26 protein-coding genes are annotated in these 25,526 nt (G+C 67.8%); 11 read left to right on the forward strand and 15 right to left on the reverse strand.

Annotated elements, in window-relative coordinates:
- The 4 genes from BRW65_RS22500 to BRW65_RS22515 all read right to left on the reverse strand — a co-directional run.
- The coding region (locus tag BRW65_RS22500) for an ATP-binding protein (protein ID WP_073878456.1) at nucleotides 1-1,384 on the reverse strand (1,384 nt) is incomplete at its 3' end.
- Nucleotides 1,385-1,396: 12 nt separating this feature from the next.
- A complete protein-coding gene (locus BRW65_RS22505) occupies nucleotides 1,397-2,749 on the reverse strand; it encodes an arylsulfatase (RefSeq protein WP_073878458.1) in 1,353 nt (450 codons plus the stop codon).
- Nucleotides 2,750-2,808: 59 nt separating this feature from the next.
- Nucleotides 2,809-3,513 (reverse strand): GntR family transcriptional regulator, encoded by a 705-nt coding sequence (locus BRW65_RS22510; protein ID WP_084187927.1) that lies wholly within the window; start codon nucleotides 3,511-3,513, stop codon nucleotides 2,809-2,811.
- 224 nt (nucleotides 3,514-3,737) lie between these two features.
- Nucleotides 3,738-4,607, reverse strand: coding sequence for a formylglycine-generating enzyme family protein (locus BRW65_RS22515; protein WP_073878460.1), 870 nt, complete (start codon nucleotides 4,605-4,607; stop codon nucleotides 3,738-3,740).
- Nucleotides 4,608-4,779: 172 nt separating this feature from the next.
- Between BRW65_RS22515 and BRW65_RS22520 the strand changes: the two genes are divergently transcribed.
- Nucleotides 4,780-5,619, forward strand: coding sequence for an enoyl-CoA hydratase/isomerase family protein (locus tag BRW65_RS22520; protein WP_073878462.1), 840 nt, complete (start codon nucleotides 4,780-4,782; stop codon nucleotides 5,617-5,619).
- Here the strand turns inward: BRW65_RS22520 and BRW65_RS22525 are convergent.
- Together BRW65_RS22525 and BRW65_RS22530 are read right to left on the reverse strand one after the other, a co-directional pair.
- Complete coding sequence (locus BRW65_RS22525) at nucleotides 5,614-6,399, reverse strand: MBL fold metallo-hydrolase (protein WP_073878464.1); 786 nt, start codon at nucleotides 6,397-6,399, stop codon at nucleotides 5,614-5,616. The genes BRW65_RS22520 and BRW65_RS22525 overlap by 6 nt on opposite strands.
- Nucleotides 6,396-7,955: a long-chain-fatty-acid--CoA ligase gene (locus BRW65_RS22530; RefSeq protein WP_073878466.1), complete on the reverse strand. Its 1,560-nt coding sequence runs from the start codon at nucleotides 7,953-7,955 to the stop codon at nucleotides 6,396-6,398. The genes BRW65_RS22525 and BRW65_RS22530 overlap by 4 nt, the downstream gene beginning before the upstream one ends.
- A 151-nt stretch (nucleotides 7,956-8,106) precedes the next feature.
- Between BRW65_RS22530 and BRW65_RS22535 the strand changes: the two genes are divergently transcribed.
- Nucleotides 8,107-8,697, forward strand: coding sequence for a carboxymuconolactone decarboxylase family protein (locus tag BRW65_RS22535; RefSeq protein WP_073878468.1), 591 nt, complete (start codon nucleotides 8,107-8,109; stop codon nucleotides 8,695-8,697).
- Nucleotides 8,698-8,739: 42 nt separating this feature from the next.
- Here the strand turns inward: BRW65_RS22535 and BRW65_RS22540 are convergent, their stop codons facing one another.
- Nucleotides 8,740-9,315, reverse strand: coding sequence for a hypothetical protein (locus BRW65_RS22540; protein ID WP_432206449.1), 576 nt, complete (start codon nucleotides 9,313-9,315; stop codon nucleotides 8,740-8,742).
- A 178-nt stretch (nucleotides 9,316-9,493) separates the two neighbouring features.
- Between BRW65_RS22540 and BRW65_RS22545 the strand changes: the two genes are divergently transcribed.
- From BRW65_RS22545 to BRW65_RS22555, 3 genes are all read left to right on the forward strand, one after another.
- Nucleotides 9,494-10,282, forward strand: a complete 789-nt coding sequence (locus tag BRW65_RS22545; RefSeq protein ID WP_139273212.1) for an SDR family NAD(P)-dependent oxidoreductase — start codon at nucleotides 9,494-9,496, stop codon at nucleotides 10,280-10,282.
- Nucleotides 10,283-10,299: 17 nt separating this feature from the next.
- On the forward strand, nucleotides 10,300-11,232 hold the full coding sequence (locus tag BRW65_RS22550) for a catalase family peroxidase (RefSeq protein WP_073878470.1): 933 nt from the start codon (nucleotides 10,300-10,302) through the stop codon (nucleotides 11,230-11,232).
- Nucleotides 11,233-11,296: 64 nt separating this feature from the next.
- Nucleotides 11,297-12,082 carry a sulfite exporter TauE/SafE family protein gene (locus BRW65_RS22555; protein WP_073878472.1) on the forward strand — a complete coding sequence of 262 codons (786 nt, stop codon included), beginning with the start codon at nucleotides 11,297-11,299 and terminating at the stop codon, nucleotides 12,080-12,082.
- A gap of 128 nt (nucleotides 12,083-12,210) precedes the next feature.
- On the opposite strand, the gene BRW65_RS22560 is transcribed toward BRW65_RS22555, so the two are convergent.
- Together BRW65_RS22560 and BRW65_RS22565 are read right to left on the reverse strand one after the other, a co-directional pair.
- Nucleotides 12,211-13,296, reverse strand: a complete 1,086-nt coding sequence (locus BRW65_RS22560; RefSeq protein WP_073878474.1) for a glutamate--cysteine ligase 2 — start codon at nucleotides 13,294-13,296, stop codon at nucleotides 12,211-12,213.
- Between the two features lie 39 nt (nucleotides 13,297-13,335).
- Nucleotides 13,336-13,773 carry an anti-sigma factor antagonist gene (locus BRW65_RS22565; protein ID WP_073878476.1) on the reverse strand — a complete coding sequence of 146 codons (438 nt, stop codon included), beginning with the start codon at nucleotides 13,771-13,773 and terminating at the stop codon, nucleotides 13,336-13,338.
- Between the two features lie 155 nt (nucleotides 13,774-13,928).
- Here BRW65_RS22565 and BRW65_RS22570 point away from each other — a divergent pair, with 155 nt between their 5' ends.
- On the forward strand, nucleotides 13,929-14,549 hold the full coding sequence (locus BRW65_RS22570; protein WP_073878478.1) for a TetR/AcrR family transcriptional regulator: 621 nt from the start codon (nucleotides 13,929-13,931) through the stop codon (nucleotides 14,547-14,549).
- An 11-nt stretch (nucleotides 14,550-14,560) separates the two neighbouring features.
- Here BRW65_RS22570 and BRW65_RS22575 read toward each other — a convergent pair whose 3' ends face one another.
- Nucleotides 14,561-15,217 carry a DedA family protein gene (locus tag BRW65_RS22575; protein WP_073878480.1) on the reverse strand — a complete coding sequence of 219 codons (657 nt, stop codon included), beginning with the start codon at nucleotides 15,215-15,217 and terminating at the stop codon, nucleotides 14,561-14,563.
- Between the two features lie 36 nt (nucleotides 15,218-15,253).
- Nucleotides 15,254-16,063 (reverse strand): SGNH/GDSL hydrolase family protein, encoded by an 810-nt coding sequence (locus BRW65_RS22580; protein ID WP_073878483.1) that lies wholly within the window; start codon nucleotides 16,061-16,063, stop codon nucleotides 15,254-15,256.
- A 97-nt stretch (nucleotides 16,064-16,160) separates the two neighbouring features.
- On the opposite strand from BRW65_RS22580, the gene BRW65_RS22585 reads away from it, so the two are divergent.
- The 4 genes from BRW65_RS22585 to BRW65_RS22600 all read left to right on the forward strand — a co-directional run bounded on the left by BRW65_RS22585 (nucleotide 16,161) and on the right by BRW65_RS22600 (nucleotide 19,908).
- Nucleotides 16,161-17,252 (forward strand): permease, encoded by a 1,092-nt coding sequence (locus BRW65_RS22585; RefSeq protein WP_073878485.1) that lies wholly within the window; start codon nucleotides 16,161-16,163, stop codon nucleotides 17,250-17,252.
- Between the two features lie 30 nt (nucleotides 17,253-17,282).
- On the forward strand, nucleotides 17,283-18,086 hold the full coding sequence (locus BRW65_RS22590; protein ID WP_073878487.1) for an IclR family transcriptional regulator: 804 nt from the start codon (nucleotides 17,283-17,285) through the stop codon (nucleotides 18,084-18,086).
- Nucleotides 18,087-18,184: 98 nt separating this feature from the next.
- A complete protein-coding gene (locus BRW65_RS22595) occupies nucleotides 18,185-18,478 on the forward strand; it encodes a YiaA/YiaB family inner membrane protein (protein ID WP_073878488.1) in 294 nt (97 codons plus the stop codon).
- A gap of 113 nt (nucleotides 18,479-18,591) precedes the next feature.
- A complete protein-coding gene (locus BRW65_RS22600; RefSeq protein ID WP_073878490.1) occupies nucleotides 18,592-19,908 on the forward strand; it encodes an acyltransferase family protein in 1,317 nt (438 codons plus the stop codon).
- Between the two features lie 110 nt (nucleotides 19,909-20,018).
- On the opposite strand, the gene BRW65_RS22605 is transcribed toward BRW65_RS22600, so the two are convergent.
- From BRW65_RS22605 to BRW65_RS22620, 4 genes are read right to left on the reverse strand one after another with little or no spacing between them, the layout of a single operon-like run.
- A complete protein-coding gene (locus BRW65_RS22605; RefSeq protein ID WP_073878492.1) occupies nucleotides 20,019-20,303 on the reverse strand; it encodes a hypothetical protein in 285 nt (94 codons plus the stop codon).
- A gap of 9 nt (nucleotides 20,304-20,312) precedes the next feature.
- Entirely contained in the window at nucleotides 20,313-21,512 is a 1,200-nt protein-coding gene (locus BRW65_RS22610) for an amidohydrolase family protein (protein WP_244168169.1), read from the reverse strand.
- 35 nt (nucleotides 21,513-21,547) lie between these two features.
- A complete protein-coding gene (locus BRW65_RS22615; RefSeq protein ID WP_073878494.1) occupies nucleotides 21,548-23,782 on the reverse strand; it encodes an acyl-CoA dehydrogenase in 2,235 nt (744 codons plus the stop codon).
- A gap of 3 nt (nucleotides 23,783-23,785) precedes the next feature.
- Nucleotides 23,786-24,652: an amidohydrolase family protein gene (locus tag BRW65_RS22620; RefSeq protein WP_073878496.1), complete on the reverse strand. Its 867-nt coding sequence runs from the start codon at nucleotides 24,650-24,652 to the stop codon at nucleotides 23,786-23,788.
- Nucleotides 24,653-24,831: 179 nt separating this feature from the next.
- On the opposite strand from BRW65_RS22620, the gene BRW65_RS22625 reads away from it, so the two are divergent.
- Nucleotides 24,832-25,488 (forward strand): TetR family transcriptional regulator, encoded by a 657-nt coding sequence (locus BRW65_RS22625; RefSeq protein WP_244168170.1) that lies wholly within the window; start codon nucleotides 24,832-24,834, stop codon nucleotides 25,486-25,488.
- Nucleotides 25,489-25,526 lie beyond the last annotated feature (38 nt).

Below are 25,526 nucleotides of genomic sequence, written 5' to 3' on the forward strand. Positions count from 1 at the left end.
CCTTTTCGACGTTGATGATCTTGCCGCGCAACGGCAGGATCGCCTGGAACATCGAGTCGCGGCCGCTCTTCGCCGAGCCGCCGGCCGAATCACCCTCCACCACATAGAGTTCCGATTTCCGGGGGTCGGTGGAGCGGCAGTCGGCCAGCTTGCCCGGCAGGCCGCCGAGGTCGGTGGCGCTCTTGCGGCGCACCAGTTCCCGCGCCTTGCGCGCCGCAATGCGTGCCCGAGCGGAGGACGCGGTCTTGGTGACGATGATCTTCGCTTCGGCCGGGTTGGCCTCGAACCAGTGGGCGAGCTGCTCGTGGCATATCTTCTGGACGAAGGAGCGGACGTCGGCGTTGCCCAACCGCGTCTTGGTTTGGCCCTCGAATTGCGGCTCCGCGAGTTTGACGGAGATCACCGCGGCGAGGCCCTCGCGGATGTCTTCCCCGGTGAGGTTGGCGTCCTTCTCTTTGAGCAACTTCTTGTCTTTGGCGTACTTGTTGACCACCGAGGTCAGCGCGCTGCGGAAGCCCTCTTCGTGGGTGCCGCCCTCGTGGGTGTTGATGGTGTTGGCGAAGGTGTGCACCGACTCCGAGTAGCCCTCGTTCCACTGCATCGCGATCTCGACCTCATGTCCCGGTTCGCTGCCCGAGATTTCGATGATGCTGGGCTGGATCGGCGACTTCGCGCGGTTGAGGTGGGTGACGTAGTCGACCAGGCCGCCTGGGTAGTGAAACGTACGCTGCTGTGGGGGATCGGCGGCATTGGAGCGTCGATCGGTCAGCGTCAGCAGTAGCCCCTTATTCAGGAAGGCCATTTCTCGCAATCTTCGGGACACGGTCTCGGCGCTATACAGCGTGGTCTCGAAAATGTCGGGGTCGGCCCAGAACCGCACCGTCGTGCCGGTCCGTGTCGTGCGCGCCCCGCGGGTCAAGGCGCCGGGGTTGGCGTGGTCATAGTGCTGCGACCATCGGAATCCGTCGCGACAGATGTCCACCTCGAGTCGCGTGGACAAGGCGTTGACGACGGAAACCCCGACTCCGTGCAATCCGCCGGAGACGCTGTAGGACTCCGCGTCGAACTTGCCCCCGGCGTGCAGCTGCGTCATCACGACGTCCACGGTGGGGATTCCGGTCGCGTGCATCGCGACCGGAATCCCACGCCCGTCGTCAGTCACCTCGACCCCGCCGTCGGCCAACAGCGTCACGTCCACGCGGCGGGCGTGGCCGGCCATGGCTTCGTCGACGCCGTTGTCGACGACCTCCCAAATCAAATGGTGTAGGCCGCGTTCCCCGGTGGACCCGATGTACATGCCCGGTCGCTTGCGGACAACATCGAGGCCTTCCAGAATGGTGATCGATTGTGCGCCATAACCGTTGGGAGTAACACCGTCGGCCATCGGCCATACCTCCTAGGCGGTGCGGGCCGGAACGAAGTCCAGCGGCGCCCCCGCTGGGATCAGCTCCTCGGTTTTCACGCTCTCGTCGAACGCCTGGATGAACCGGTAGGCGTGTTGCATCACCCACCACCGCACCCAGGTCTGGTTGACCGCCTCGCGTTCCTTCGGGTCCTCCAGCAGGTTGGTGATGCGGGCGAAGCCAAGCGGGATCTCCGGGTCATGGAAGTGCTGCTGCCGCTTGAAGTTGATCTTGAACTGTGACCACTTCACCGCGTGTAGTTCCTCGTTGAGCCATACCATGCAGCCCTCGCGGTTGGATTCGTTGGCGCCGGCGAAGAACTCGCGCTGGTCGATGCCGTCGATGATGCGGTCGTCGGGGACGTCGCAGCCGGCCCAGCGCAGCAGCGTCGGGAACATGTCGGTGACGTGCACCATCTCGTTGCTCTCGCGAGGGTTGACCTTGCCCGGCCAGCGGATCAGGCACGGGGTGCGGATCCCGCCCTCGGCGGAACTGAAGTAGGAGCCGTCGAAGAAGCCCGCGGTGCCGCGACCGGCCAGGTGGTCCTCGGCGCCGTTGTCGCCGGCGAACACCACGATCGTGTTCTCCTCGATGCCCAGCTCGGCCAGATAATCGAGAATGCTGCCGAAGTCGTGGTCGAGCATCAGCAGCGAATCACCCCAAGCGCCGTTGGTGCTCTTGCCCTTGAACTCCTCGCGCACCTCCATCGGGAAGTGCATCAACGAGTGGTTGTGGTACAGGTAGAACGGTTTGCCTGCCTCGACGCTGCGTTTCATGAACGCCTTGGCACGACGGTCGTATTCGCCGTCCATCTCACCCTTGAGCTTGACCGTCAGCTGCTGGTCGGTGGCGGTGACCCCGTCAGCCTTGGTGCCCTCGTACATATACGAGTAGCCGTCGCGCTCAGCGTCGTACCACGGGTCGTCGGGCCACAGGCACTCGTCGTAGGTGCGGGCCGGGCCGTACCACTCGTCGAAGCCATGGTCGGTGGGCCAACGGCCGTCCTCGGCGCCGATGTGCCATTTTCCGAAACACGCAGTGGCGTAACCGGCCTCGGACAAGATGTCGCCCATGGTGCGTTCCCAGGCGACGATCCCACCACCGTTTCCGCCCAATGCGATGGTGTGATTGCCCGACCGGATGGGATAGCGCCCGGTCATCAGTGCCGACCGGGTTGGGGTGCACTGTGGTTCGACCACGAAGTGCGACAGCTTCAGCGACTCGGCGGCGAAGGCGTCGGCGCGGGCGGTGTCGGCGCCGCGCAGGATCCCTCCGCCGTAGCAGCCGAGCTCCCCCATGCCGAGGTTGTCCACATGGAAGTACACGATGTTGGGTTGTGCGGGCATGACGGTGCCACCTCTCAATTAGTGCGGGATGAATCGTTTTTGCGGTGTGGATCGGCCGACTACGGCGGCGGCGGTGCGTCCTCCCGCGTGGCGGTCGTGACCAGTGAGCATCGGTCACCGCGATAGCGCACCGTCTCCAGATCGAACGGTGTGCCGTCGCGCAAATGGGTCAGGCGGTGCAACAACAGCAGCGGCGCACCGGTGCGGATCTGCAGCAGTGTGGCGGTGTTAGGGTCCGCCACGACGGATTCGACGGTGATCTCGGCCCAACCCAGGCGCTCGCCCAGTTCCTGCTCGATGAGGGCGAATACGTCCTGCTTGTCGAGTTGGGCGTCCATCGGAATGGCCCCGATGCGCAGCGACGTGGTGTCCAGCGACAGCGGCAGCCCTCCGACCGAACGAAGGCGCTCGATGAACAGGATGGGGGCGTTCTCGGGCAGCTGCAGTTTTGCCGCCACGAACGGGGTGGCGGTGGATTCACGTACGGACAAGACCCTGTTGTCCACTGGAAGCCGGTGCCCCGCAAGGGATTCCGCAAGACCTTCGAGCCGGTCGAGGTGCTGGCGCAACTTTGCGCCCGTGACGAACGTGCCGGAGCCCTGCACGCGAGTGATCAGACCTTCCCCCCGCAGCAGTTCCAGCGCTTCGCGGATGGCGTTGCGGCTCACTCCCAGTTCGGCGGCCAGAGCGGATTCCGACGGCAGCGCCGGGCGGGCGGCGGCCAGTCCGCCATAGGCGCCCTCGAGGATCTGGCTGCGTAACACGTCGCGGACCCACCGCGCCGCGTCTGCCCGCGTACCGGCGTACTCCCGAGTGACAGGACGGGGAAAGTCCTTAGGAGGAATGTGCGGGCGCCGGGGCATGGCCTCACTGTGCCACCAATGACCGGGGGTGGCGGTTAGCGCAATGTTACGCCACCTGGCCGGTGCGTTACGCCGTAGGCCAGGGCATATGCCACGGCGTTATCGACAATGTTTCGCCACTTTTGTCAGGAGGCGATGCAGCGGAATCCGATGTGGGTGGTCGCGCTGTCCTGAGACTGCGACGACCGCGCGGCAGGACGGTATCGATGGCAATACTCCGGTGCACACAGGTGTGAGCCGCCCTTGAGCGTCTGCATCACGGAGGGGTCGCCGGTCGCCGGCGTCGGGCAACAGCTGGGCGTCGTGTGGTGACCGGCGCTGTAGCGGGTGGTGGTCCACTCCCAGACGTTGCCGATCATGTCGACCAGTCCAAAGTCGTTGGGCGCGAACGTGCCTACCGGGGAGGTACCCACCCATCCGAGAGCGCCGTCATTGCGATAAGGGAATTTGCCCTGCCAGGTATTGGCCATGATCTGACCGCCGGGAGCGACGTCGTCGCCCCACGCATAGGTCGACGACATGCCGGCGCCCGCGGCGTACTCCCACTGCGCTTCGCTGGGCAACCTCCGTCCGGCCCAGCTCGCGTACGCGGCGGCGTCCGGATAGGCCACCTGCACCACCGGATGGTCGAGCCGATCTTCGATCGAGGACCCCGGCCCGAAGGGCTGCCGCCAGCAGGCGCCCGGCATCCAGGTCCACCACTGCCGCCAGGCGCGCAGATCGACCGGCCCGGAGGTCGGTGTGAACACGAGCGCACCGGGTACCAGGTCCTCGGGCGGCACCCCGGGGAATGCGGTCGCGTCCAATGCGTTCTCCGCGACGGTGACGTAGCCCGTCTGGTCGACGAATTCGGCAAACTGGGCGTTGGTCACCGGATGACGCTCGATCGAAAACGGCCGCACGGTCACTTCGCGCACGGGTGCTTCCTCGGCGTAGAAAGTGTCGGACCCCATGAGGAAGTCGCCGCCGGGAAGGTCGATCAACTCGGTGAGCATGCCGCCAGGCTATGCGGTGCGCCGCTCGCCCGCCGGCTGCCGGGTAGGCCCCGCGTGCGTCCACCGCGCCCATGAGGGCGCGCCGCGACCCACCGACGGGCGGCCCAAACCCGTCGATACTGTAATAGCGACGGTAGCGCCGCCCGGGGGCCGCCGCGGCGAGAGGAGTCCCGTGACACGGCAGCCAACGACACCACACGACACCCACCGCCCGCCGGAGGGGGATTGGCTGGGCACGCCCTACCTCACCTTCGAGCGCCAGGGGTCGATCGCGGTGTGCACCATCGACCGTCCCGAGGCGCGTAACGCCCTGACCCCCGCGATGTACTTCGGGATCCGTTACGCCGTCGGACGTGTCGCCGAGGACCCCGACCTGGCCGGGCTGCTGATCACCGGGACCGGGGACGTGTTCGCGCCCGGAGGTGACATGGGCGGCGGGGGAGCCACGGACAACTGGATCACCTTCGGCGGCACGCTCGGCATGGACGTCACGCCGTTCGACACGGTGCGCACGTCGGCCAAACCCGTCGTCTCGGCGGTCAACGGCCTGTGCCAGGGCGGCGGGTTTCAGATCGCGCTGTGCAGCGATCTGTCGGTGGTCAGCGAGCGGGCCACCTTCCGCGTGCCCGAGCTGTTCCGCGGCTACGCCGACACCTACTGCAGCCAGATGCTCACCCGCGTCATCGGGCCGGTGCGCACCCGCGACCTGATGTTCACCGGACGGGTGCTGACCGCCGCGGAGGCCCTGGACTGGGGCCTGGTCACCCGCGTCGTGCCGCACGACGACTTGCTGGACACCGCGAAAGAGCTACTCGCGCAATGTTGTCGGACCGCGCCGCGCGCCCGCGGTGTCATCAAGTCCAGCATCGACAGCTACCTGGGCCTCTATGACCGCATCGGCATGACGAGCAGCCTGAGCGACGCGGAGGCGCGCGAGGGCTACCGCGCGTTCAAGGAGCGCCGCTCACCCGACTGGGTGCACCCCGACCTGCGGGTCGAGGGACGGCTATAAGTCGATCCATTCCCCATGGGGAGCGACCCGCAACCGGTCGCCGATCCCGGCCTGGTCGAAGGCCGCGGCGAACTCGTCCACGCCCTCGCCGAAGTGGGCCCAGCCGTCGACGTGGGCCGGTATGACGACGCGGGCGCCCAGAATCTCGGCGGCGGCGGCCGCGCGCGCCGAGGTCAGGGTCAGCGGCCGCCCGCGCTCCTTGGCCGGCACGCTGGCCGCGCCCGCGAACAGCACCGCGACGTCGACGACACCCACCCTGTCGGCCACGTCCTTGACCGCCGCCATCGAGGCGTTGTCGCCGCTGAGGTACACGGTGGGCAGGTCCGGTCCGGACAGCACGAAGCCGGTCACCTCGCAGTTGACATGGCCGCTCGCGTCACGCTGGCCGTCGGCCGGCCCGTGCACCGCCGGAACCGCCTGCACCGCAAGCGATCCGGACAGGTCATAGGTGTCCCAGGGCGCGACCCCAACAGCGGGTGGCCCCAGCCGGGCGGCGCCACCGGGGTGGGTGAGCACCAGCGGCGCGGCCAGGGCCATCCGGCGGCCGTCGTCGTCGAGGTTGTCGGGGTGCTGGTCGTGGCTGATCAGCACCGCATCCACTGGGCCGAGCGCCTCGGCACTCACCGCCGGGCCGGTCAGCTTGGTCAGATACGCATGGGCACCCGGCGGATCGAACGTCGGATCCATCACGATCCGCCGGCCAGCGATGTCGACCACCGTGGTCGGACCGCCGAGCACACTGATCGCACACTCGCGCCGCCACGCATCGACGGCGCTCATATGCCCCGTCCGTGGCCGCGCCAATACGGTTCGCGCAGATCGGCTTTCAGAATCTTTCCGCTCGCGTTGCGGGGGAGTGATGCCACGAAGTCCACCGTCCGCGGGCACTTGTAGCCGGCGAGGTGCTGACGGCAGAAATCGATCACCTCCTGCGCATCGACCTCGCCGTCAGCCACCACGATCGCCTTGACCGATTCGCCCCAGAAGTCGTCGGGCACGCCGATCACCGCGGCGTCGGTGATCGCGGGATGCTCGACGAGGACGCTTTCCACCTCCGGCCCGTACACGTTCTCGCCGCCGGTGATGATCATGTCCTTGAGGCGGTCCTCGATGTAGACGTAGCCGTCGGCGTCCAGGCGCCCCACGTCGCCCGTGCGCACCCAGTCCTCGTCGGTGATCGTCTCGGCGGTCGCCTGCGGCAGGTTCAGGTAGCCGGTCATGTTCTGGTTGCTCCGCACCCAGATCTCGCCGGCTTCCCCGGCGGCCACGGGGGCGCCCGTCTCGGGATCCACCACCCGAATCTCGGTGCCCAGCACCGCCTTTCCGGCCGCGAGCTGTAGGTGCGGGCGGGTGGAATCGCGGTGGTCGTCGTCGCTGAGCGCGGTGACCGCGCCGCACAGTTCGGTCTGCCCGTACACCTGCACGAAACGCGTGTCGGGCCAGGTCGTCAGCGCCCGGTGCAGCAGCGGCAGCGGCATGGGCGCGGCCCCGTAGACGATGTAGCGCAGGCCCGCGATCGTGCCGTGGGCCGACTCGCCGGCATCGAGGAACCGGGCGATCACCGGCGGGACGAAGAAGGCGTGGGTGGCGCCGGCCCGCACGGCCGCTGTCAGGGCCGCGGCGTCGGGCTCGCGGGTCATGATCGTCGGCACCCCGGCCCGAATCCCGAAGAGCGCGTACCCGATTCCGCCGACGTGAAAGAGCGGCATGGCGACGAGGTTGGCGTCACCGTCGTCGAACGGGAAGGCCGGCGCCAGGTTCGCCGCGTGGTTGACCAGCGCCCGCTGGCTCAGCAACACGCCCTTCGGTCGGCCGGTGGTGCCCGAGCTGTAGATCACCAGCGCGGTTTCGCTCTCGTGGACCTCGGTGTCGCGCTCGATGGGCGGGGCGGCGGCCAGCAGGGATTCGTACTCGTCGTCCACCACGACGATGCGCTCCACGCCCGGCGCCCGCGCGGCGGCCGCCTCGGCCGCGGCCCGCAGTTCGGCGCCGACGAAGAGCAGCCGCGCCCCGCTGTCGTCGAGCACATGCACGAGTTCGTCGCCCATCACGCGCCAGTTGACGACGGTGGTGACGGCCCCGATCGACGCGGCGGCGAAAAGGACCTCGAGGCAGGCGGGGTGGTTCTTGTCCAGGAATGCGACGCTCTGCCCGCGCCGCACTCCGGCCGCGCGCAGGGCACCCGCGATGCGACGAATCCGCGCGGCCCAGTCCGCCCAGGACCACTGCCGCTCGCCGAAGCGGATCGCGATGGCGTCGGGCCGCTGCGTTGCGTGTCGCTCGACGAACCCGGCGAGCGTCTCCGTGGTGTTGGCCGAGATGTCGGCTGGTGGCATGAACCCCTCCGAGGTCGGTGTGCTCCAGTCTGTGCTACGCGATCATGCCAGGGCGCGCCGGACGGCCTGCCCGTTGCTCTGGGAGGTTCCGCCTACCACTGGTCACCAACAAGTCCTGGCACAACTGTGGCCGCCGTCGCAGGATCGAGCCATGCCAGCAAGGACGCGTCTAGCACCGCTGCCACCGGCCACGTTGAGCGCTGATCAACGGGAGCTCTATGACGACATGGCGGCGATGATCGAGGACCACTTCGGGGAACTCATCGCCCGCCGCGACGATGGTGCCCTGATCGGCCCCTTCAACGGCTGGCTGCATTTCCCGAATTTCGGGAAGCCGGCCTGGGCGTTCAACAAGGCGCTCTGGGAGCACAGCGTGCTGCCCGCGACGGTCCATCAGCTGGTGATCCTGGTGACCGCCGCCAAGTTCGGTGCCCGCTACGAGATGTACGGCCACGAGTACTTCGCGCGCCGCGCGGGGCTGCCCGACCGGACAATCGCGACCATCGCCGCCGGCGAGCGGCCCAGCGACCTCAGCGGTGACCAGGCGGTCGCCTACGACATGGCGGCGGCGCTGAACCGTGGCGGGGTGCTTCCTGAGACGACGTACCAGGCGGTGAGACGCACGTTCGGTGAGCGGGGCCTGGCCGAAATCGTTTTTCTTGTCGGCTGCTTCTCCATGGTGGCCGTCACCCTCAACGCGTTCGATGCGTCGGTTCCGGGACGAGAGGGGGACGGCGAATAGCCGTGCACGCCTTGCTAACTCGCCTGCGCCAGTCCGCCGCCGTCACTCCATGGAGCGGATCATCATCCCGCCGTCGTCCACGGCCTGCGGGGTCGCGTTGTTGTTCTGCCGGAAGTCGATGAAGGCCGACCGCTGATTAGACGTGTTCAGCAGCTCGGTGAACGTGCCCAGGACGGGGATGGGGCCGCCCGGGGCCGGGACGTTGGCCGTGTAGTCGATGGACGCTTGAAGCTGAAAGTTCGCGCTCTGCAGCGGCTGCGTGTTGGGGGCGGTCAGATTCTTCATGTCGCCCAGGCCGGACGACGACGCGTACTCGTCGATGTCGGCCTGCAACACCGCGCCGACATCCGTCGCGCCGGCCGGCTTGACCGCGACCCGCAGCTGCGCGCTGCCGTCGGCGTTGTTGAATGCCACCCAATTCGGGCCGCGGTGCCCGAGCGTCCAACCGGGAGCGGGGACGATCGAGACGCCCTGGGCAACCTCGACCGGCTCGGTCGAGGCGAGCCGCACCGGCGCCGAAGGAGCGGTGGGGAAGAGGACGATCGCCGCCGTCACGGCGGTGGCGACGGCCAGGGTGGCGGCTGCCCGCCGCGGACGTATGGGTGTCGACGAGAACATGCGCTGGCTCCTGCTCGGGGTCTGGGCAAACTGGGGATTCGCCGCTGCTTCTAACACTCTCCCCGCACGCGAGCCCTGTCCAAGACCGCGCGGCGATTTGATAATAGTTCTCCTCTATCGAAACCGGCTGTGTCAACATGTCTGCGGCCCAACCGACCTTCGACCGAGGGGACCAGACGTGGCGATCCCAGAGCGTGACCGCTCTCGCACCTTCATAGTGACGGGCGCCGCGTCCGGAATCGGCCTGGCGACCGCTCGGCGCCTGATCGCCGAGGGCGGCACGGTGATCGGCGCCGACCTGGCCGACGCGCCCGACCTGGGCCCGGCGTTCACGTTCGTGACCGCCGACGTCACCGACGAAGCCGCGATCGCCGCGGTGTTGGCCGCCGTGCCCGACCGCCTCGACGGCGTGCTGCACGCGGCCGGCGTCGCCGGCGGCGGCCCGGCCCATCTACTCGACCGAGCCGAGTGGGACCGGGTGATCGGGATCAACCTCACCGGAACGTTCCTGGTCGCCAAGGCGGCGCTGGCCCGGATGATCGAGCAGCCCCGGGTCGACGGCGAACGGGGTTCGCTGGTGACCGTCGCCAGCGTCGAGGGCCTGGAAGGCACGGCGGGCGGCAGCTCGTACAACGCGGCCAAGGGCGGCGTTGTCCTGCTCACCAAGAACATCGCGCTCGACTACGGTCCGAGCGGCATCCGGGCCAACGCCATCTGCCCCGGCTTCATCGAAACGCCAATGGCGCAAAGCGTCTTCGGCCTGCCCGGCATGGAGGGCCCGCTGCGTTCTATCACCGAAGAACACGCCCTGCAACGGCTGGGCCAGCCGGAGGAGGTCGCGGCCATGGCGGCGTTCCTGCTGTCGCCCGACGCCTCCTTCGTCAGCGGCCAGGCCATCGCCGTCGACGGCGGCTACACCGCCGGCCGCGATCACGGTGTCGTCAAACTCTTCGGCTTTCCCGAATAGCGCCTTAAGATTCGCCCATGGTCACACCTGATGAGGCGATCGAGGCGATTCGAGGCACCGGCGGCGCGCAGCCGGGTTGTCGCGCGCTGCACGCCAAAGGCACGCTCTACCGCGGCACCTTCACCGCGACCCCCGACGCGGTCATGCTTTCGCGCGCAAAGCATCTCGACGGCTCGACGGTCCCGGCGCTGATCCGCTTCTCCAACGGCGCCGGCAATCCCAAGCAGCGCGACAACGTGCCGGGGATCCGCGGCATGGCGGTGAAATTCACCCTGCCCGACGGCTCCACCACCGACGTGTCGACGCAGACCGCCCGGCTGTTCGTCTCGAGCACACCCGACGGATTCGTCGATCTGCTCAAGGCGATGCGGCCCGGCCTGACCACGCCGCTGCGCATGGCCAAATACTTCCTCACCCATCCCCGGCTGCTCGGCGCGCTGCCGGTGGTGCGCGACGCCAACAAGATCCCGGCCAGCTACGCCACCACCGAATACCACGGCCTGCACGCCTTCCGCTGGGTCGCCGCCGACGGCAGCGCCAGATTCGTTCGCTACCACCTGGTTCCGGCCGCCGCGCAGACTTACCTGTCCGCGTCGGCTGCCCAGGGCGAGGGCGCGGACTTCCTCACCGACGAGCTGAACGCCCGCCTGGACGGCGGGCCGGTGCGGTTCGAATATCGGGTGCAGATCGCCGGGCCCGCCGACTCCACGGTGGACCCATCCGCGGCATGGCAGAGCACTCAGATCGCGACCGTCGGCACCATCGAGATCACCGGCCTGGAGACGGAGCGTGAGCACGGCGGCGACATCGTCGTGTTCGACCCGATGCGCGTGACCGACGGCATCGAGCCCTCCGACGATCCGGTCCTGCACTTCCGGACGCTCGCGTATTCGGCGTCGGTCAAGCTGCGCACCGGCGTCGACCGCGGCGCCGAGGCGCCGTCCGCCTGACGCAGAGCGGCATCCGGCGGTCGCCCGCGGGCCGAAACGGGTGGCGGGCTAGGGTTTTTCTTCAGTGTCGCCTTCCCACATGCTCTTGATCTGTTTGGCCGGGCTCGGCGCGGGCGCCATCAACGCGCTCGTGGGGTCCGGCACCTTGATCACGTTCCCGACGTTGGTCGCCCTCGGCTTCCCGCCGGTCACCGCCACCATGTCGAACGCGGCCGGCCTGGTCGCCGGGAGCGTGTCGGGCACCTGGGGCTACCGCGCGGAGTTGCGCGGTCAATGGAACCGCCTGCGCTGGCAGCTGCCCGCCTCGCTGGCCGGCGCGGTGCTGGGCGCCTACCTGCTGCTGCATCTGCCGGAGAAGGTCTTCGCCGAGGTGGTGCCGGTCCTGCTGGTCCTGGCGCTCGTGCTCGTGGTCGTCGGCCCACGGATCCAGGCGTGGACCGGCCGGCGCGCCGAGGTGGCCGGCCGCTCACCCGAGCACATCACCCCCGCCCGCATGGCCGTGCTGGTGCTCGGCACGTTCGCCGTCGGCGTCTACGGCGGCTATTTCACCGCCGCCCAGGGCATCCTGTTGGTCGGACTGATGGGTACGCTGCTGCCGGAGTCGGTGCAGCGGATGAATGCCGCCAAGAACCTGCTGACCCTGGTGGTGAATGTGGTTGCCGCCGTGGCCTATACGTTGGTGGCGTTCGACCGGATCAGCTGGCCGGCCGCCGGGCTGATCGCGGCGGGCTCGCTGGTCGGCGGAGTGATCGGGGCGCGTTACGGGCGGCGGCTCTCGGGCAACGCGCTGCGCGCCACGATCGTGGTGGTCGGCCTGATCGGCCTGTACCGACTGGTCGCAGTGGCGTGACCGGCAGCGCAGCGGTGGCCGCATCCAGCGTGCGTTCACGGCTTTGACTGTGCGCCCCGGCAGGGCCCGCCACGGCGTGTCGCCGCCCTGGACGCACGCGCGAGTGAACACAAGCGCAGCAACGGGTTTCAGTCCAGCGTGGCGGCGGCCGCCTCGTCGATGACGTCCCTCACTTCACCGCGCTTGCGCCACGCCCGTAGCTGGCGCATCGCGCCGTTGCCCTGGGCGGCGACGCGGTCGAGTTCGCCCACGACGCGTTCATATTCGCCGAGGGATTGCAGGGCCGGCCCGACGCGCTGCACGAGCGTGCCCAGCTGCTCACGCGCCGGCACGGCTCCGCCGCCGTGCATCAGGTCGAGCGTGCGCCCGGCCAGGCCGTCGTGAGCGGCCTTCCAGTAGGCCGCGCGCAGGGCCGCCGGTGGAAGCCGCCGCCCGGGCTGGTCGTCCTCGAGCGCCGTCATCACCGCGGCCCGGACCAGCGTGGCGAGCAACACCGTCTCGGCCACGGTCGCCGGCACGTCGGCCACCCGCACCTCGATCGTCGGGAAGTTCTCCGACGGGCGCACGTCCCAATAGATCATCTTGTGATCGAGGATGACCTCGCTGTCGATCAGCATCCGCACCGTGCTGTCGTAGTCCTCGGGTGAGGGGAAGAAGGGCGGGGGCCCGGCCACCGGCCAGCGTCGCCACAGGACGCTGCGCCAGCTGGCGTAGCCGCTGTCGGCGCCGCGATAGATCGCCGAATTCGCCGACAGCGCAAGCAATGACGGCAGCCACGGCCGCAGCCAATTGCTGACATGGATGGCGGCCGCGCGGTCCGGCACCTGCACGTGCACATGGCAGCCGCAGATTCCCTGCTCGTGCGCGACCATTCCGTATTCGGCGCCGATCCGCCGATAGCGCGGGGTGTCGGTGACGGGAAACTCGTGCGGCGTGGCCGGCGGGAGCCCGGCCGCGAGCAACTGCAGCCCCACGGCCTGGGCCGCCTGCGCGGCCGTGCGCCGCAACCGGGACAGTTCCTCGCCGAGTTCCGGGCTGGTCGCCACGACGCTGGACGTGGTCTCCACCTGGCAGCTGCTCAGTTCCAGCTGCAGGTCGACACCCCGGCGCTCGGCTGCCGCGGCCACCTCGCTGTTTCGGGGAGCCGGTTCGCCGGTTCGCGGGTCGACGAGGAGGAATTCTTCCTCCGCGCCGAAGGTGGGAGGTTCGCTCATCCCGACGGGGGCGGGCCGATCAGTGCGGGTGCGGCCCCGTCACCAACGCGCCGCGGCCGCCAGCGCCGAGTCGGCGGTCGGGTAGATGGGCAGCAGCATGGACAGGCCGCACGCGTCGACGATGCGCGTGACGATCGGTTCCCGGCTGACCAGGCGAAGCTCGACGCCGCGGTCCTTGCAGCGCTTCGCCTCGTCGGCCAGCACCGCGAAGGCGCAGCAGCCCATGAATTCCAGGCCCGTGACGTCGACCACCAGGGGGCCCGGCGCGACGACGATGCCGGCGACTTCACTGAGCAACTGGCGCCAGGTGTGCTCGTTGCAAGCGTCGATCTCCCCGCCCGCATAGACGAGCACCGCCGGTCCGCTGCGATCGGCCGTCGCGCGCAGCGTGCTGTTCGGATCGCCCAACTCATACACCAGCTTGGTGCTCAACATGAGGTGGGTCGTTGTCATAGGTTCTGCAATGGCCGAGCTCATCGGTGGCCTCCTAATCGACTCGCGTCTACGACGCTGCGATGGATGCCCGTCCTGCCCTCTGAAGACAGACTCTTCGCGGAGTGCGAATCTCATTTCTATAACAAGACAGGTCGGTCTGTCTACACGTCGCGGCTAAGAGTATGTTGTGCGTTGTTATGACAACTTGCGATGTCGGAACGCCTCCCGCGTCGGCTCGTGAACGCATCTTGACCGCCGCATATGACCTGTTCAGCCGGCGTGGAATCCGTGCTGTCGGCACCGAAGAGGTGATCGAGAGGGCCGGCGTCGCCAAGGCCACGCTGTACCGCCACTTCGCCACCAAGAACGACCTCGTGCTGGCCGTGCTGCAACGGCGCGAGGAAGTCTGGACGCACGGCCTGATCGAGGAGCAGTCCCGTCAGCGCGGCGAGACGCCCGAGGAGCAGCTGCTCGCGATCTTCGACGTCATGCACGACTGGATCCAGCTGCGCGACGGCTACGAGGGCTGCTCGTTCATCAACGTGCTGCTCGAGCTCGGCCCCGATTCCCCGGCCGGGCAGGCCTGCATCGTCCACATCGACCACGTCCGCGATATCGTGCGCCAGCGCGCCGTCGCCGCGGGGTTGATCGACGTCGAGGACTTCGCCTCGTGCTGGCACATCCTGATGAAGGGGGCCATCGTGCTGGCCGGCGTGGGCGACACCGAGGCGGCGTTGCGGGCCCGCCGGATGGCGGTCGGCCTCATCGAAGAGCACCGGCCCATGGCGCCGGAGGACCTCGGCGAGGCGGCCAGCTGAGCCGCTGAGAGTCAGGCCGCGGTGTTCTCGGCCTTGCGGTAGTGCTCGGCCTCGAGTTCGGCGATGGCCCGGGAGGTCCGTTCCCGCAGCGCGAAGGCGGCGATCAGACCGCACACGACGGCGATGACGAGCGCGATCCAGGAAAACCGCTCCAGCCAGCGCTCGGCGGCCATCCCGGCGAAATACACCAGCGCGGTGGTGCCGCCGGCCCAGCAGATAGCGCCCGAGACGTTGGCCGCCAGGAAGCGCGGATAGTGCATCTTCAGGGCCCCGGCCAGTGGCCCGGCGAAAATCCGCAACAACGCGATGAAGCGGCCGAAGAAGACGGCCCGAACTCCCCAGCGGTTGAACAACTTTTCGGCCAACGCCACGTGTCCGGGACCGAAATGTTTGGGGAACCGCCGGCCCAGGCGGTCGAAGAGCGGCATGCCGAACTTGCGCCCGACGGTGTAACCGATCGAATCGCCCACCACGGCGCCGATCACCGCGGCGGCGCCGACGCCGATCGGGTTGACGGGCAGGTCGTCGTGTGAGGACATCAGGGCCGCGCTGACCAGGATGATCTCGCCGGGCAGCGGAATCCCCAGGCTCTCGAGGCCGACCACACCGCCGACCACCAGGTAGACGGCGAGCGGCGGAATCGCATGCAGCAAAGCCTCCACGTCCATGCGTCCAGGATGCCTGACCGCCCGCCGATGTGCGCCCTAAACCCGCCGGTTCGCATCGGCCGGCGTGCCCAGGCTCTCCAACTGCGGGCGTTTGGGTTCGCGCCCGTCGGCCGACGACATGCCGCGCAGCCGCCGCCAGATCCACGGGAAGAAGCTGTCCTGCGTCCAGCGCAGCTGCTCGTACGCGCCGGCGGTGCGCGAGCGCCGCCGGGCGTCCGGAGTCGCGTGGGCCCAATCATGGTTGCTGCCAGGAAGGTTCAGTGCCTCGGCGGCCGCGGCGGCGAACAGCATGTGCCCCTTGGTGGAGGCGTGCACCCGGTCGATGGCCCAGGTGTCCAGCTCGCGCATCGACGGGGCGTTGTACAGGTCGACGAGCCCGAACCCGTAGCGTTCGGCGGCCGCGGTGATCGCCGCGTTGATGCGTGCGAGACGCCCGGACACCAGCCGCCCGAGCGGGAGGAACTGCGCGACGTTGGGGAACGTGGTCGTCACCACGGTCGCGCCGGACCCGGCCAGCGCGGCGTAGACGTGCTCGAGGTCGACCAGGGCGGGCCCGAACGACCGGCCCGGCTGGATCACGTCGTTCATCCCGGCGCACACGGTGATCAGGTCCGGCCGCATCGCCAGGGCCCGCGGCACCTGCTCGTGCAGGACGTCGGCGATGCGTTTGCCGCGGATCGCGAGGTTGGCGTAGTGCAGGCCCGGGTGCAGCGAATCGATCATGACGGCGAGCCGGTCGGCGAATCCGAGGAGGCCGACGACGTCGTCGCCGTCCCACAAGCCCTCGGTCTGGCTGTCCCCGATGGCGACGTAACGGCGATATCCAGAGGGAAATGCCCCGCGCACGAAGCCGAGAATAATCGCGATCGCGGTCCCGGTTGGTCAGGCGTGGCCACCCCCGCGCCCGAGGAGGATCGCGGTTCGTCGACTAGCGTCGGTGGGCATGGCGATGCCTTTGAAGGGCAATGCAATTCACGCCGATCCTCGGGGGAACGTCGCGATCGGCGTTTTCATCGCGCTCACCCTGTTCGTGGCGGGGCTGCTGTGGGCGAAGTGGCTGCCTTACGCCGGCAAGGCCGCCGGCGCCCATCGCACCCACCACTGGTCGGGATCGAGCGTTCTGACCGTGGGCGGCGTGCACACCGGCGATCGGCCGACCTGGCACGCCGCGGCGACCTTCTTCCACGCATACGTGTCGTCGATCTGGCCGGCGTTGGTGGTCGCGCTGCTGATCAGCGCCTCGGTGCAGGCGCTGATCCCGCGCCCGTGGCTGCCGCGCGTCTTGAACCGCCACGGTCGGTTGTCCAGCGCGCTGGCCGGCGGAGTCGCCGGCATGCCATCGATGATGTGCACATGTTGCGCCGCACCGGTCGCGGTCACCCTGCGGCGCAACGGCGTCACGCCTGCGGCCGCCATCGCCTACTGGTTGGGAAACCCGCTGCTCAACCCGGCGGTGCTCGTTTTTCTGCTCTTCGTCGCTCCCTGGCAATGGAGCCTGACCAGGTTGGTCGTCGGAACCGCGACGGTGCTGAGTGTCGGGGCCGCGGTGGGATGGCTCTCCCGACCGTCCGGCCGGGGCCCGACGCCGCCTCGCGCGATGGCGCCTCCGGCCGACGACGAGAGCGCGGGCAGGCCGCGCAGGTTCGTGCGGGCATTGCTGTGGTTGATGCTGTTCCTGCTGCCCGAGTACGCGGTGTTGGTGCTCACGGTCGGGGCGTTCCGCGGTTTCCTGCTCACCTTGGGACAACCGGCGCACCGCGGGCTGCTGCTGGGCCTGCTGCTGGTCGCGGTCGTCGCGATCGCCGGCACGCTGATGGTCATCCCGACGGCGGGGGAGATCCCGATCCTGCAGGGTTTGGCCCTGCTGGGCGCATCGTCGGGGACGATCGGCGCGCTGCTGATCACCCTTCCGGCGGTGAGCGTTCCGGGTGCCGCGATGGTCGCCCGCAGCTTCGGGTGGAAGGCGACCGCGGCCGCGACCGGCGTCGTGGTCGTGGCGGGACTCCTCGGCGCGGCCGTGCTCAGCTTGCTGTGAGTCGCAATCGGCGCGAGTACCTTCACTGTCATGGCGAGAAAGCGCGAGCGGGCCGCCGGCGCCCCGGCCGCCGATTCGCTTGCGCCGCAGTATCCGATCGAGTCGGTCGACAACGCGCTCAAACTCCTGCTGCTGTTGGGTGAGCAACCGCAGATCCGGTTGAGCGAGGCCACCCGATACCTGGGCGTGGCGTCGTCCACCGCGCACCGGTTGCTCGCGATGCTGGCCTACCGCGGGTTCGTCCGGCAGGACCCGGTGTCCAAGGCCTACCTGCCCGGTCCGTCGCTGACTGGTGTCGCGTTCGCGATCTTCGGCCGCATCGACATCCAGCGAACGGCCACCCCGATCATGCGAAGCCTCGGCGAACAGCTGCGCGAAACGATTCACGTCGGGATGTTGGACGGTGCCAGCGTCCGGTTCGTCGCCGCCGTCGAGGGACCGGCCGCGGTCCGGGTGGCGTCCCGGCTGGGCCGCAGCATGCCGGCGCATTGCACCTCGACGGGCAAGGTGATGCTGGCCCAGCTGCCCGAGCCGGAGCTGCGTCAGCTGCTGCCGCGAGAACGGTTGGAACGCATCACTTCATCGTCGATCGGCAGCCGCACCGAATTGCAGGCCGAGCTTGCCGCCATCCGCGAGCGCGGCTACGCGATCAACCGCGAGGAGAGCGAGGAGGGTGTCGCTTCCGTCGCGGTGCCGATACCCACGCGGGCGCCGGGGCTGCGGCTGGCGCTGAACGCCGCCGCACCCCAGAATCGGCTCGACGCCGCCCGCTATGCGACGGTGGCCGCCGCGCTTGTCAAGGCCGCCAAGGAGATTGGCGATCAGCTGGGCTGAGACAACGCGCGTGTGACCCAAGCCCAGCCAACCGGCAACCGCGAATCTGAGTATTCTTACGGATCCGGCGAGCGGGGCGCCGCCGCAGGCTGTTTGGCATGACAACTCCCAACACCATGTCCAAGACCACCACCGCGTTTTTCGTCCAGGCCGCTGTCGCGTTCGCGATCAGCTTCGTGACCGCGCTGGGCGGTATCTACCTGCTTCCGCTCGACGCGTGGCAGCGGGGCTTCCTCGGCATCACCTTCCTGTTCTTGGTGTCGAGCGCGTTCACCCTGGCCAAGGTGATTCGCGACCAGCAGGAGGCCGCGACGGTGCGGGTGCGGCTGGATGAAGCGCGCATCGAGAAGCTGCTGGCCGACTACGACCCGCTCAACACCGCCGCGAACTGAGTAGTACTACTCAGGCCCGACGCGTAGAACTGCGCGGGCGCAGGCCCCCCACGACCGGCAATGCTTGATGCGTTCTCGCCCAATGGTTTTCCCGAAAGGTTCGGCACATCCCCATGGCAGCTCTCACCAGATTCCCCGACGTCGCCGAGGTGGCGGCGGCCACTCCGGCCGACCGCGACCGCGTTCTGGACGTCATCCGCATCACGTCGCTGATCGGCGTGGTGCTCGGCCACACCGTGATGGCCATCAGCATCATCGAAAACCACGTCTTGATCTGGGACAACCTGCTGACCACCTCGGTGCTGTTTCAGGCGGCGACCTGGCTCCTGCAGATCATGCCGCTGTTCTTCTTCGCCGGCGCCGCGGCCTGCCTATCGTCGTGGTCCGCAGGCACGAACTGGGGTGACTGGCTGATGAAACGCTGCACCAGGCTGTTCCGGCCGGTGTTCTACTACCTGGCGTTTTGGGCTGTGGTGCTGACGGTTCTGTATCGGGCTCTGCCGCAACACGTCTACGAGCCGGTGGCCGGTGTCAGCACGCAGCTGCTGTGGTTCTTGGGGGCCTACGTGCTTGTGCTGGCCGCCATGCCGGTGCTGTACCGCATCACCACCGCGGGGCGTCTCGCCGCCGCCGTGGCCGGCGTCTACGGGACCATCGCGGCGATCGACGCCATCCGGCTGCACTGGCCGGCCATGATGCCCCTGGGCTACCTCAACCTGGCCGTCTGGCTTATCCCTGCCATGTTCGGCATCGCCTACCGCCGCCGGTTGCTCACCCGACGCGTCGCGCTGGCCGTCGCGGCGATCGCGTTCGCCGTCGACGTCGCGCTGGTGGCCTGGGGTCCGTATCAGGTCAGCATGGTCGGCACCGGCGATCACCAGCTGTCCAACACCAGCCCGCCCTCACTGCTGTTGGCGGGCCACGCAATCATCCTGAGCGCGTTGGCGATTGCCGCCGCGCCGGCGATCGCGCGCTGGGCCCGGCGGCCACGGGTGTGGTGGTGGACGGCGATCGGTAACTCCGGGGCCATGACCCTGTACTTGTGGCACATGCCCGTGCTGCTGGGCGTGCATCTGGCGTTCGACTACCTCGGCTGCCCTCGCTACCCGGGCGCGCCGGACTTCCTCGTCGTGAGCGTCGCGCAGCTGCTCGTCGTGATCGTCGCCGTGGCGGTGCTTTTCGTGGCGCTGCGCCCGCTGGAGAACAACCCGCTGTCCGGCTGGGACGGCGCCCCGACCGTGCGGGGGCGCGGGCGGGGAGCGGCCGTCGGTGGCCTGCTGTGCGTCGCGGGTGTGGCGATCCTCGCCGCCATCAGGTGGGGGCTCAAGGACGACGGCCTGGTGTGCATGGCGGTGATGCTGACCGCGTTGGTCGGCGCCCGCGTGGTGGCCGCGGCACCGGCGAAGCGCCTCACCACCATTCGCGGCTAGCCGCAGGATTCGTTGACTGCAGGGTGGTCACCTGGCTGCTCTGCGGGTCGGCTGTCGCCGCGATCTTCGGTCGAACTGACGTGACGCCGACAATGCGATGCCGCAATGGCTTACGATATCCAGTCGTCGACCAGGTCCGCCAAGCGGCGCGAGATCGCCTTTTCCATCTCGTCGCGTCGGCGTCGGGTGTTGACGTCGTCAGGGGCGATCGCGCCGACGGCCAACCGGGCGACCTCGTCGACCTGATCCGGGTCGAGCCCGAAATGCAGGAGGGTGTCCAGGTCCTTTTCCGTGTCGATTTCGTCGGCCACCGTCGAACGGGCAAGTAGGACGGCGGCGTTCTCCTCTCCGACTTCCAGCAGCATCGCGACCAGCGAGCCCTTGTCGACCTTCACGGGGTCGCGTCAGACGGGCCGGCGGGTCGCCAACTCGAGGCCGTTGTCGCGCATGACGGTTCGGCATTGGGCCGGGGTGTAGTCGAAGTTTTCTAGGTCCTTGATGTAAGAGGCTGGGTTGGCGAGGCCTTCGACGTGAGGGAAGTCCGAACCCATGATGATGCGGTCGGCGCCGACGAGCTTGAGCAGGCTGGCCAGTTCGTCCTCGTAGAAGGGGGACACCCAGACGTGGCGCTTGAACGTCTCGCGCGGGTCTTCCTGGTAGATGAAGGGGATCTGGCCGTAGGACTTCGTCAGCTTCTCGAAGAGATGGAACACCCACGCCGATCCGCTTTCGATGGACGCCATGCGCAGGTTGGGGAATCGCAGGAACAGACCTTTGTGCAAATGGTTGGCGAAAGTGTCTTGGATCGGGTCGCCGGAGAACAGCGACCGAAAGCCGAGCAGCGCTTGAAAGGACATCATGTAGTCGGATTCACCCCAGGCCGTCATGAACTTCGAGTAATAGTTCTCGCCCGAGTGGTAGCAGACGGTAATACCCGAATCGTTTGCCAGCCGCCAAAAGTCGTCGAACATCGGGTCACCGGGTGCGCGCGTGCCGATGGCGGTGGTGATCGGTCCGGGGACCATCACGATGAACCGGGCGTCACGTTCCAAAGCCCATTCGAGCTCGCGCACAGCAGCATCCGGTTGGCAGAGCGTGAAGTAGGGCGCGGCGAAAATACGCTCGCGGTAGGCGAATCCCCAGTCCTCGTCCATCCACCGGTTGAACGCGCGGAATGTCGCGACGGTGGCATCGAAGTCGGGCAGCAGCGCCTGTTCCATCCCGACCCCGAGGGTCGGTAGCAGGATGCAGCCCTGCATGCCCTGCTCGTCCATCAGCGCCAGTCGGGCGTCACGATCCCGATACGCGGCGGGGATGGGCTCCAATTCGCCGAACAATGCGTTCATGTCGGCCCCCTTGGGGTTGCGACCGCGAAAGTACTCATCGAGGGCGCCGGGCTTGCCGACAGGATCGAACGTGGGGTTGGGGATGAATCTGTTGACGCGGCCGCCGACCACCAGACGCTGCTTGCCGTCGATCTGCGCCCACTGGATGGCGCGCTTCTTGAACGCCGGCTCGATGTGGCGGGTGAAGGCATCCAGTGCCTCGTAATAGTGGTTGTCGCAGTCGAAGAACGTGAATTCGAGATTTTCTTTCATCGTCATGCCCTCTCTGGTGATGGCGGGGAGTGCTTGCGTTGTTATTTGCGTGGTAGGCCGAGGATCATGGAGGCGATCACGGTCAGCTGTATTTCGGGGGTCCCTCCGCCGATGAGTTCGGACGGTATGTCGAAATACGGTCCGATCACGGCGGGTTCGGAATCTTCGTGCAGCGCGGCGACCCCGGTGTGTCGCAGCGTGGCGGTCGACGCGCGACGGAGCAGCATGACCAGGGCATATTTGGCGATGCTCGATGTGGGCCCGGCCGCCCAGCCCTGCACCTGGCGCAGGGTTTCGCGAAGCACCATGGCCTTGATGGCAGACGTGTGGGCCTCGATGTCGCCGAGTGCTTCCAGGACGGCGCCGCGGTCGGGGCCGTCACCGCGCGCGACGTGGCGCAGTGCGGCTGATCGGTCGATGTTGACGTTGTTGGCGATCGCGGTGCGTTCGACCGCCATGGTGGCCACCGCGAGATCCCAACCGGCGCCGGGTGTCCCGACCAGCATGTGGTCGGGGACGAAGACGTCGGTGAAGAAAACCTCGTTGAAGTCATAGCCACCGCTGGCCTGCCTGATGGGCTCGACGGTGATGCCTTGCGAGGCCATGTCGATGAGAAAGTAGCTGATGCCGCGGTGCTTGGGCGCATCCGGATCGGCGCGCGCAAGCAGGGCACCGAACTGCGCTCGGTCTGCCTGCGAGGTCCAGACCTTGTGCCCGTTGATCAGCCACCCACCGTCGACCTTCTCGGCGCGCGTTTTCAGGGAGGCCAGATCGGACCCGGCCTCCGGCTCGCTGAACAGCTGACACCAGCGCTGCGCTCCGCGCAGCATCGGCCAGGCGAATTGTTCTCGCTGCCAGTCGTTTCCGTAGGTGAGGATCGTCGGTAGGATCCACTCCGCGATGCCGAGATAGGGCCTTGGCAGATCGGGGCGTTTGTCGAACTCCTCGCCGATAATCACCTGCTGTAACGCCGTGGCGCCGAGGCCCCACGGAGCGGGCAGGTGCGGGGCCATCAGCCCGCCTTCGGCGAGAAGGTCGCGCTGTTGACCCCAGGCTTGGCCCGGTGTCCGGGCGTCGTCGGCCGGGTGCTCGTTGGGCAGCCCGCGGGCTTGCTCGAGCCTGGCCGCCACCGAGGCGCGGAATTCGGCTTCTACGTCGCCGAGATCTAGCGCTGTGCTGCGCCTCTCCCGCAACGCAAGTTCGCCCGTTTCGCGGGCCCACCGCGTGAGCGATCCGACCGAGGCGGCGAGGGCGATCGCCCGTCGCCAGTACAGGTGCGTGTCGTGTTCCCAGGTGTAGCCGATGGCGCCGAACATGAGCATGGCGTCGAGGACGAGGTCGGGTGCTGTCGCGATCGACACCTGCGCAGCCGCCCCGGCGGCAAGCCGCTGTTGGGCGACAGAATCCCCGCCCGCGCGCACGGCGTCCCATGCTGCGGCCGAGGCCAATTCGCAATTGACCAGCAACATTGCGGCCTTGTGCTGCAGGGCCTGGAAGGCGCCGACGGGCCGGCCGAACTGCTCACGGGTGCGGATGTACTCGGTCGCCGCTGCCTGGCATCTGCGCACGGTGCCCGCCGCGGCACACGCGGTCAAGGCCACCGCGATGCAACGGGCAGGCGCGCAGGCGATTCCGAACAGTTCGGCACTTGCGGGCACGACGTGACCGGTCAGTGTCAGGACACCGACGTCGATGCCCAAGTCGGTGCCGCGCCGCGGCTCAACCGACACCCCCGGCCACGTCTGCGTGACGTCGAGGCTGAACCAGCGCACGTCGGCCTCAGCGTCGGTGTCGGTGTGTACGGCGAGCAGGATGCGTTGTGCCGAAACCATTCCCGCCGTCGGTGCGCTGGAACCGTCGAGCTGCCAGCCATCGAGGTGACGTGTCATGCGGACCATGGAGTGCTCGGGCAGCACCGCCGCGGCAGGTGCGCCGGCAGTGAGTTCGGCGAGTAGGTCGGCGCCGGAGTCGTCCGCGAGTTGGGCGACGGCGCTGGTAATCGTGGTGCTCAGCAGCGGGCCGGGCAGCAGTGCCGCCGCGGCGGCTTCGACGACGCAGCCGAGGTCGGCGAGGGAGCCGCCCTGGCCTCCCGAGGCTTCTGGCAGGTGCACCGCGTGAAAGCCGGAGGCGGTGAGTTCCTCCCACCAGGGCGGTAATTCGCCGGCGGCGATGGAGTCGAACGAAGCCCTGGTCTTGTCGATCGGTGCGTGGCGCGCCGCGAAGTCGCCGACTGCAGCGGCCAGTTGCTCCTGCTCGGCGGTGATTCCGAACGCCATTGATTAGTCCTCGAGACCGAGGATGCGTGCGGCATTGCCGTACAGGAACTTTGGCCACACTTCGTCTTTGAACGGCACGCCGGGCAGCTCGCTGAAGATTCGCTCGAGCGACAGGCCCATGGGGAAGTAGCCGGCGTAGAGGACTTTATCGGCGCCGCGCGTGTTCGCGTAGTCGATGATGGCCTTCGGGTAGTACTTGGGCGCGAAGGCCGAGGTGGAGTAGTAGAGGTTGGGCCACTTGAGCATCAGCTTGACCGCGAGATCCTCCCAGGGTTCGCACCCGTGGCGGGTGACGAACACCAGGTCGGGGAAGTCGAACATCACCACGTCGATCCGCGAGACCTCCTGCGCGGCGAACGGCACACGCGGGCCCGGCACTCCGGCGCACACAAAGATTGGCAGACCCAGTTCCGCACAGGTCGCATAGATCGGATACATCTTCGGGTCGTCGATCGCGACCTGGGGAAAAGTCCCCGCCGGAAACACCGACGTGGCCCGTATTCCGTACTGCTCGTAGTCGCGGCGGATGGCGTTGACCGAACCCATTACGTCGTTGGGATCCGCCACGGCGCCCGACGGCACGAACCGATCCGGAAAGGCCTTCAGCGCTTTGGCGGCGCAGTCCTCGGTCACGCCGATCATGGCCTTCTCAATGCCAAATCGATCCATCTGCTGAAGCACCAGCGACACCGGGTCGTCTGTCGGTAGACCCTTCGGAACGTCCTTGAACATGTACTCGACGGGAAACTCGAAGCCCTCCTTCGACTCGCGGTCCTTCGTCTGCCTGCGGATGAAGTCGTACTGGGCCGACCCCTCGTGCGGGAAGCCAATCATCGTGTCAATCACTGGCAGACCGACGGGTCCGGGCATCAATACCTCCGATCTAACCGGCGCGCTGAGAGCGCCGAGCCATGGTTACATATTGAAACGCGGTTCTACTTTAGTCAACCGTGAATCAGGCCGTCGCACGAAATAGCATGCTCTTAACTGTGAATAGCGCTAGGATTGCGAATCACAGCGAGAACATGGTTATCATCCAGTAAGGGGCTGTGGTGTCACAGGAAAGGCGCACCGTCATCGTCAGAACTGCTGAGCGCCCTCACACCCAGGCCCTGCAGGCGGCGGACATGACCAGCGGGCAGCTGGCCCGCCGAGCGAAGATCGTCGAAGCGGTGATCGCGCTGATCACCGAAGCCGGTGCCGATGCGGTTCAGATGCGGACCGTGGCTCAGCGGTCAGGGGTCGCGCTGGGCACCGTCTACCGATACTTCAGCTCTAAGGAGCATCTGCTGGCCGCGGCCCTTGAGGACTGGCAGAAGCGATTGACCCGTCGTGTCACGCCAGTTGGCGATCCAGGCGAAGGCACGCCGCTACCGGGAATTCTGGATTACCTGGAGCGGGCGCAGCGCGCCTTCCACCGCAATCCGAAGATGACGGCACTGATGCTCCAAGCGATGACCTCAACTGACCCGGTGACCAAGGCCGGCATCGATCACATGGCTCGCACCAACAGCGAAATGCTCTCCCGGCTACTCAAAGGTGTTGATCCCCTACTTATTCCGAGTGTCAGCTTCGGCCTCGACGCTGCTCTGTCCAGCGCAGTGACGGCAGTGCTCGTCAAGGCTCGGTCTTTGGATGAGGCGCTCGAACGCGTGGAGTGGGTTGCACGAACACTTGTCGACGCCGCGGTAGCGACCACGACGTAGGACTGTCGGGCGTCAGTGGCGATGCAGGTTGGGCGGCT

This window comes from Mycobacterium paraffinicum (assembly GCF_001907675.1).
GTDB lineage: Bacteria > Actinomycetota > Actinomycetes > Mycobacteriales > Mycobacteriaceae > Mycobacterium > Mycobacterium paraffinicum_A.